Consider the following 7,151-nt stretch of genomic DNA (forward strand, 5'->3'; position numbering starts at 1 on the left):
TTGTCCGCACGCGAACTCCACCTCAACGCGTTCCTCATGGGCGTCGGCCACCACGAGGCCGCCTGGCGGCACCCCCGCACCGACCCCCGCGCCCTCGACGACGTGGCGCACTTCCAGCACCTGGCGCGGATCGCCGAACGCGGGACGTTCGACTCGGTGTTCCTCGCCGACGGCGTGCAGATCTGGGGCGACGTGCGGCACACCGCCGCCAACCGGTTCGAGCCGATCACGCTGCTGACCGCGATCTCGCAGGCCACCGAGCGGATCGGGCTGATCGCGACCGCGTCCACCGGGTTCAGCGAGCCCTACAACCTGGCGCGGCTGTTCTCCTCGCTCGACCACATCAGCGGCGGCCGGGCCGGGTGGAACATCGTGACCACGGCGGGGGACCGGTCGGCGCAGAACTTCAACCGCGAGGTCAACCTCGAGCACGCCGAGCGCTACGAGCGTGCCGACGAGTTCCTCGACGTGGTGACCGCGCTGTGGGACTCGTGGGAGGACGACGCGCTGGTCGTGGACCGGGAGTCCGGGGTGTTCGCCGAGGACGCCAAGGTGCACGAGATCGACCACAAGGGCCGGTTCTTCTCGGTGCGCGGGCCGTTGAACGCGGTGCGCAGCCCGCAGGGGCACCCGCTGCTGGTGCAGGCCGGGTCCAGCGAGGACGGCAAGGCGTTCGCGTCGGCGTGGGCGGAGGCGGTGTTCACCGCGCACCAGACGCACGGCGACGCGACCGCGTTCTACGCCGACCTCAAGCGCCGGGTCACGGCCCGGGGACGTGCCGCCGACGACGTCAAGGTGCTGCCCGGGATCGTACCCGTGCTGGGCGGCACGCAGGCGCAGGCGCGGGCGCTGGCCGAGGAGCTGGACGGGTTGATCATCCCGGCGCGGGCGGTGCGGCAGCTGACCGAGCTGATCGGCGTCGACCTGACCGACCACCCGCTCGACGCGCGGTTGCCGGAGTTCCCGCCGGTCAGCCGGGTCAACGGGGCGAAGAGCCGGTTCGAGCTGGTGCGCGACCTGGCGCAGCGGGAGCGGCTGACCCTGCGCCAGCTGCTCGGCCGCCTCGGTGGCGGGCGCGGGCACCAGGTCGTGGCCGGCACGCCGGAGCAGGTCGCCGACCACATCGAGCTGTGGTTCACCACGGGCGCGGCGGACGGCTTCAACGTGATGGCGCCCCTGCTGCCGTCCGGCTTGGAGGACTTCGTGGACCACGTCGTGCCGCTGCTGCGGGCACGCGGGCTGTTCCGCGCCGAGTACACCGGCCGCACCCTGCGCGAGCACTACGGCCTGCCGCGGCCGGTCAGCCGGTACGCGTCGGCCGCGCTGGTCTGACCGACTCGCGGCGACCCTCCGCCGCACCGGACGCCCGGTGAGCTGGAGGGTCGCCGTGACCGGGTTCGCGCTGCCGTGTTCGCCGAGCGGTGGAGCCTACGGAACGTCACCCTGCGCGATGGCCTGGGTCCAGCGGTGCGCCTGGGCGCACATCTGCGCCTCGGTGCCCCTGGCGTGCTCGACCACCTCGTCGTCCGACCACAGCACGAGCGCGGTCATGCCCGCTCTCGCCGGCGTCAGACCGATGGTCCACCGGTGGCCGGCGGCGATGACGACGCGTTCGGCGGTGACCCACTGCCGGTGAAGCGTCCACGTCACCCGCCACGACGAGGAGGACGCCGCCAGTTCGGCGACCGACCGAGGCACACCGCTCGCGTCCGGTCGGTCGGCCTGGTTGATCACCCCGGGCACTGTCCCACGGGTGACCGGTTCGCGCGAGGGAGGATCGGGTGCGGAAGGCGTGGTGCTCAGGGTGCGGCCTGCAGTCGTCGGTGCGCGGACCTGGCGGCGAGGATCGGCAGGAAGCTGTGGACCTTGGCCGGTCCGGCGAGCCGCTGGTAGGCGTCGGTGACGGCCTCCCGGACGACCTGGTAGGCGATGCGACCGGCCAGCCTGCGGCTCACTTCCTCGGCTGCCTGGTCCAGTTGGACCTCGATCGGGGCGTGCAGCCGCCGGGGGTCGCGCACCTGGTGTCCTTCGAGCCTGTCCACCATGAGAGCCCTCCAACCACACGTGCGGAGAACCGAGTGGCTTGGTGATCTCCGCGATCGGCATGTTGTGCGACAACCGCCGGGATCGACCGTAGGTGTGAACAACAGGCAAATCCAGTCTGGACTTTCGGTAAACGAATACTCATCATGCCGGGGTGCGCCGGCGGCTCGCCTCGGGCCGGGGCGGAAGCGGCAACGCAAGCCGGGCGGCAGGTCGCGGCGTGACCGCGACCTGCCGCCGGGGAGTCCGGTGGGTGGTCAGCCGAGGTGGCGGGGGATGCGACGGGCCTGCCCGAAGTCGAGGGACGACCACACCGGATCGCCCGAAATGATGAGCCACCGCAGCAGGCCGGAGGTTATCCGCGGAACCCGCCGCTGCTCCGGCCCGCGTTACTGCTCGTTGATGAACCAGCGCTGGTCTTGATCACCGAAGTCGCACTCTTCCAGGCGCGGGCTGCGCTCGTGCCCGTCGTAGGTGACGCAGGTGCCGAACTCGTCGTTCACGATCGCCCTGGAGCCGCCGCTGCCCTCGCGCCACCACCGCTGGCCGGGGTCGTCCGGGTCGCACTGGCGGCCCTTCAGCACGCCGCCGATCGCGGCCGCGCACAGGCCGGTCCCGACGTTCCTGATGAGGTTGTCGCCGCTGCCGAGCCGCCAGACCTGCCGGTTGCCGCCGCGGTGTTCCTCCACGATGATCGGCTTGGTGTCCCAGAGGGTTTGGAGCCACACGTCCTCCGAGCCGTTCGCGCTCTCGATCACCGCCACGGTCTCCTGCGCGGCGGAGACGTCCGCTCTCGCTGCCTCCGCCCCGGCGGTCGGCGCGAACACGGCCGCCGAACCCACGACCGTCAGGGCGACCAGCGTCCTCCGCAATGCCATGAGACTCACCTCTTCCGCAGTTCCGGGCGACGTGACCGGCGGCCCGGATCGCCGAACCTTCAGCCCACCAAGTAGAACGGGAGCGGACCGGCACGGCCACTGACACGACACGTGCGAGTGGCAAAGGAACCCGTTGCGGTACAGATGAATGCCGGACGCCACGCACCGCACCCGACCCGGTGTCCCCGCACCAGGCCATCGTGTACTGGCACCGGCGCGGGTGCACCGGTCGGGAAGGCAGGAAGCTGCCGGCGGGAACCGGTCCCGGCGGTCGGCGCCCGAGACCAACCGCATGCGTGAGCTCATCATCTCGGCGTTGGCCATCGGTCTCGTGGTCACCGGGTGCTCGGCGGCCGAACCGACGGCGTCCCCGATCTCGCCGCCCGCAAGACGGGAACCTGCCAGGTGCTGATCACCGGGCAGGCCGACATCACCACCGAGTAGGGGAGGCCACGGGTCGGCTCGTCGCGGAGGTGACCAAGTCCGCGGCCGGTGTCAGCCGCCGCACCGGCCGGTGAACACGTCGGTCCGGCCGTCGCCGGTCAGGTCGGCGAGTTCCAGGCTGGTCAGTGGGCAACCGCTGGTCGCCAACGGCACCCAGGACGACCGTCCGCCCGACGAGTAGTACCACTGGCCTCCGGCCGTGCGGAACACGTCCGTGCGGCCGTCGCCGTCCAGGTCGCCGAACCGCAGCGCGGAGACCGGGATGTCGGACGCGGCCAGCGGCGCCCACCCGGCGGCGCCACCGGCCGAGTACTGCCAGTGGTCGCCGAGCAGCGCGAACACGTCGGTCCGGCCGTCGCCGTCGAAGTCGCCGAAGCCCATCGAACCGACGTCGAGAGTGGACGTGGCGAGCGGTCGCCAGGAGGAGGTGCCGGCCGACGAGTAGTACCAGCGGGTGCCGTCAGAGTGGAACACGTCGGTCTTGCCGTCGCCGTCGAAGTCGCCGAACCGCAGCTCGGCCGGCGGCTCCGACGAGGTGGCCAGCGGCTGCCAGTTTCCGGTCGAGCCGGGAGAGAAGCGCCACTGTCCATTTGAGACGGAGAAGACGTCGGTCCTGCCGTCACCGTCGAAGTCGCCGAACCGCGTCCCGGCCCTGGTCACGGTCGACAGCGCGCCGGGGACGAACGGCTCGCGCCCGCCCGGCGAGTAGTAGAAGCGGTGTCCGGTGGCGCGGAAGACGTCCGTGCGCCCGTCGCCGTCGAAGTCGCCGAACCCGACCTCGGAGACGTCGAACGTGTACGGCCGCAGGTCCTGCCAGTTGCCGGTGCCCGCGTCGGACAGCTTCCAGCCGACTGTCTCACGGCCGCCCGGCTGGTGGCAGGTGCCGGTGGTGGTGCCGTACGTGTTGGCGCCGACGTGGAAGTTGCCGGAGAAGTGGCGCTGGAGCACCGCGCTGCTGGAACTGCCGTGCGCGAAGCAGTTGCCCGACACCCAGGCTCCGGTGTACGGCTTGCCGCGAACCGCGACGGCGGGCTCGGCGCTCGATCGGAAGCTGTTGTTCTTGATGTGGACGACGTCCCCGGCGTAGGGCGAGCCGTTGCCCTGCGCCTCGTTCTCGCCGTGCATGTCGAAACCGTGCGAGCGGGCGTTGTCGACCACCAGGTTGTACCTGGCGTCGTACCGCTGGGTGCGCAGCCCGTTCCCGGCGATCGCGTGCCGGTTCTGGGTGAACGTGTTGAACTCGATGACCGCGCTGGAACTGTTGTACAGCACCACTCCGTAGCCCAGGCCGGTCCGCCGGTTGTGGTGGACGTGGTTGTTCGCGATCCTCGCTTCGAGGGTGTTGCCCAGGTACACCGCGCCGTGCGACCAACCGGACAGCTCGTTGTTGTCCACGGTCAGGTCCGAGGCGTCGAGCGCCTCGATGCCACGGGAGTTGTCGTACTCGTAGGCGTCATTCCGGATCTCCGGATCCGGGCCCCGCAGCCGCAGGCCGGTGATCCGCACGCCGCTGCCCTTCGGCGAGAACTGCGCCCACGCCTCGCTCTGACCCGGGTCGAGCTCGGTGTTGTACAGCAGGGCACCGGGTGCGCCGCCTTGACCGCGGTTGCTCGCCAGCGTCACCCCGGCCGGGATGACGATCCGCTTGTGCCCGGTCAGGTTGATCGACGCGGTGCCGGCGACGAACACGGTGTCACCCGCGGTCGCCGAAGCCAACGCGGCGAACAACTCCTCTTTCGTGTCCACCTCGACCGTCGCGGCCGCCGCCGGCCCGGCGGTGACCACAGCCGGCACGACGAGCGCGAACACCGCCACCACGCCGACCGCGAACCGGGAACAGGACGTCCTCGACAACACCGCCCGATCCCTTGGTGAAGTCGATGAACGCCTAGCTGCCGCCTCAGCCACACGTACCCTCTCAACGCGAGGATCAGCACGATCGCGCCGCCCGTCGCGATGCTAGCGACGCCCGGCTCGACGCGGTATCCGGTGAACTGCTGACACGGCGCCGCGTGACGAGCTGTCAGCCGGTCGGCAGGTCGAGCATCGCCGCGGCGACCCGGTCGGCCGCGGCATTGGGGAGGGCGGTGGCCATGTCGTCCAGGACGAGCAGCCGTGCGCCGGGGATCTGAGCGGCGAGCGCTTCGCCGTTGCCGACCGGGAAGAACAGGTTCGCGCGGCCGTGCAAGACCAGGGTCGGTGCGGTCAGGTCGCCGAGCCTCTCGCGCCACCGCGGCGTGCAGTCGAGTCGGGCGAACACCATTCCGAGCTGGTTCGCCTCGTGCGCTGAGGAGTCGGTCGAGGGTGTGCGGTCCCAGATTCGTGCTGCGGTGGTGCGTGCCTGTTCCGGGTCGTCGCCGAGCACGGCTGCCCGGTCGGCGGCGTACGCGGCGACGGCGGCCCGGTCGCGCCAGTCGGGCCTCGGGAGGGAGAACAGCGCGCCCATCACCGGGTCGTGATCGGGTAGGTCGTCATCGACGGGACCGGGCGCGACGGGGCGTGTTCCGACCAGGGTCAGGGCCGAGAACACACCGGGGTGGTCGAGCGCGGCGACCTGCGCGACCATGCCGCCGACGCCGAAGCCACCGAGGTGGGCGGTGGTGGCGCCGAGGGCGTTGACGAGCGTGGCCGCGTCGGTGGCGAGATCGCGGAGCGTGTAGGCGGGTGCCTCCGGGTCGACGGTCGTCGAGGCCCCGCAGTCGCGCAGGTCGTAGCGGACCACTCGACGCCCGCCGGCCGCGAGCCGCTCGCACAGCGCGTCCGGCCAGGAGAGCATCGTGGTGCCACCGGCCAGCAGCACGAGGGGGTCGTCATCGCGACCGAAGATTTCCACACCGAGGTCGACGCCGTTGGCCTGTACCGAGAACATGCGTCACCGTAGCAAGGGGGTGCCGCGTTGCCCGAGAGCGTGCCGGCGATCGGCAGCAGTTCAGCTGAAACGCGTGGGTTGGTCGGCCCGTTCGTATACGTGAATATTTCGGTGGCGCCTTGAGTGGTGGCCTTTGTGGTTCAGGACCGTGAATTTTGTTGCCTGTTCCGCAAGCTTGCGCAATGCTTCTGGGAGCGTTCCCAGAACTTCCGGATCGCCGCTGATTCCGCCGGTCGGCGGGGGTGGGTGCCGTTGGGGAACCGCTGTCCTGGAGTGCTGTTCGCAAGGAGGCGACGCATGAGTCTGCGCATTGGTCAACGCACGAGGAGTCGGACCGCAGGTATTGCCGCGGCGGTGTCGGTGGCGGCTTTGACCGGGGGCCTGGTGATGGCGGCCGGCACCAATGCCAATGCGGCGGCCGGGTGTCGGGTCGACTACAGCGTGACCAGCCAGTGGGAGGGCGGGTTCGGTGCCAACGTCACGGTGACCAACCTGGGCGACGCGGTGTCGAACTGGACGTTGGAGTGGACTTTCGCGGCGGGTCAGAAGGTGGCGCAGCTGTGGGGTGGTGAGTTCTCCCAATCCGGCGGCACGGTGACGGTGCGCAACACGTCCTGGAACGGCTCGCTGGCCACGGGCGCGTCGGTCAAACCGGGCTTCAACGGCACCTGGACCGGCTCCAACCCCGCGCCCACCGCGTTCAAGCTCAACGGTGTGGCCTGCACCGGGCAACCCACCGACACCTCGACCACGACCTCCACCTCGACGTCCACGTCCACGTCGACCTCCACCACCACGTCGACGTCGACGACGACGACCACCACCACCACCACGACGTCGAACCCGCCCGCGGGCGTCGCGACCGGCTTCGCGTCCCAGAACGGCGGGACCACCGGCGGACAGGGCGGGGCGAGGGT

The 7,151-nt window shown here is 70.7% G+C and carries 7 protein-coding genes; 2 read left to right on the top strand and 5 right to left on the bottom strand.

Translation table 11 applies throughout. The annotated features are described in order from the left end of the window. Positions 1–1,332 (top strand): LLM class flavin-dependent oxidoreductase, encoded by a 1,332-nt coding sequence (locus B0I31_RS38955; protein WP_281262344.1) that lies wholly within the window; start codon positions 1–3, stop codon positions 1,330–1,332. Between the two features lie 96 nt (positions 1,333–1,428). Here the strand turns inward: B0I31_RS38955 and B0I31_RS38960 are convergent, their stop codons facing one another. The 5 genes from B0I31_RS38960 to B0I31_RS38980 form a co-directional block, all read right to left on the bottom strand. Next, complete coding sequence (locus B0I31_RS38960) at positions 1,429–1,734, bottom strand: hypothetical protein (RefSeq protein WP_245950787.1); 306 nt, start codon at positions 1,732–1,734, stop codon at positions 1,429–1,431. Between the two features lie 65 nt (positions 1,735–1,799). After that, positions 1,800–2,045 carry a three-helix bundle dimerization domain-containing protein gene (locus B0I31_RS38965; protein WP_106620396.1) on the bottom strand — a complete coding sequence of 82 codons (246 nt, stop codon included), beginning with the start codon at positions 2,043–2,045 and terminating at the stop codon, positions 1,800–1,802. A 387-nt stretch (positions 2,046–2,432) separates the two neighbouring features. After that, positions 2,433–2,921: a ricin-type beta-trefoil lectin domain protein gene (locus B0I31_RS41080; RefSeq protein WP_181320765.1), complete on the bottom strand. Its 489-nt coding sequence runs from the start codon at positions 2,919–2,921 to the stop codon at positions 2,433–2,435. A 495-nt stretch (positions 2,922–3,416) separates the two neighbouring features. Further along, positions 3,417–5,222 (bottom strand): FG-GAP-like repeat-containing protein, encoded by a 1,806-nt coding sequence (locus tag B0I31_RS38975; protein ID WP_181320766.1) that lies wholly within the window; start codon positions 5,220–5,222, stop codon positions 3,417–3,419. A gap of 166 nt (positions 5,223–5,388) precedes the next feature. After that, entirely contained in the window at positions 5,389–6,234 is an 846-nt protein-coding gene (locus B0I31_RS38980; protein ID WP_106620399.1) for an alpha/beta fold hydrolase, read from the bottom strand. 297 nt (positions 6,235–6,531) lie between these two features. Here B0I31_RS38980 and B0I31_RS38985 point away from each other — a divergent pair. Beyond that, the coding region (locus tag B0I31_RS38985; protein WP_181320767.1) for a cellulose-binding domain-containing protein at positions 6,532–7,151 on the top strand (620 nt) is incomplete at its 3' end.

Origin of the sequence: Saccharothrix carnea (genome assembly GCF_003014735.1) — a bacterium.
In the GTDB taxonomy this organism is placed as follows: domain Bacteria; phylum Actinomycetota; class Actinomycetes; order Mycobacteriales; family Pseudonocardiaceae; genus Actinosynnema; species Actinosynnema carneum.

Excerpts from the sequence above, each read along its gene's own strand:
- B0I31_RS38965 (WP_106620396.1), bottom strand. The coding sequence starts at position 2,045 with ATGGTGGACAGGCTCGAAGGACACCAGGTGCGCGACCCCCGGCGGCTG.
- B0I31_RS41080 (WP_181320765.1), bottom strand. The coding sequence starts at position 2,921 with ATGGCATTGCGGAGGACGCTGGTCGCCCTGACGGTCGTGGGTTCGGCG.
- B0I31_RS38980 (WP_106620399.1), bottom strand. The coding sequence starts at position 6,234 with ATGTTCTCGGTACAGGCCAACGGCGTCGACCTCGGTGTGGAAATCTTC.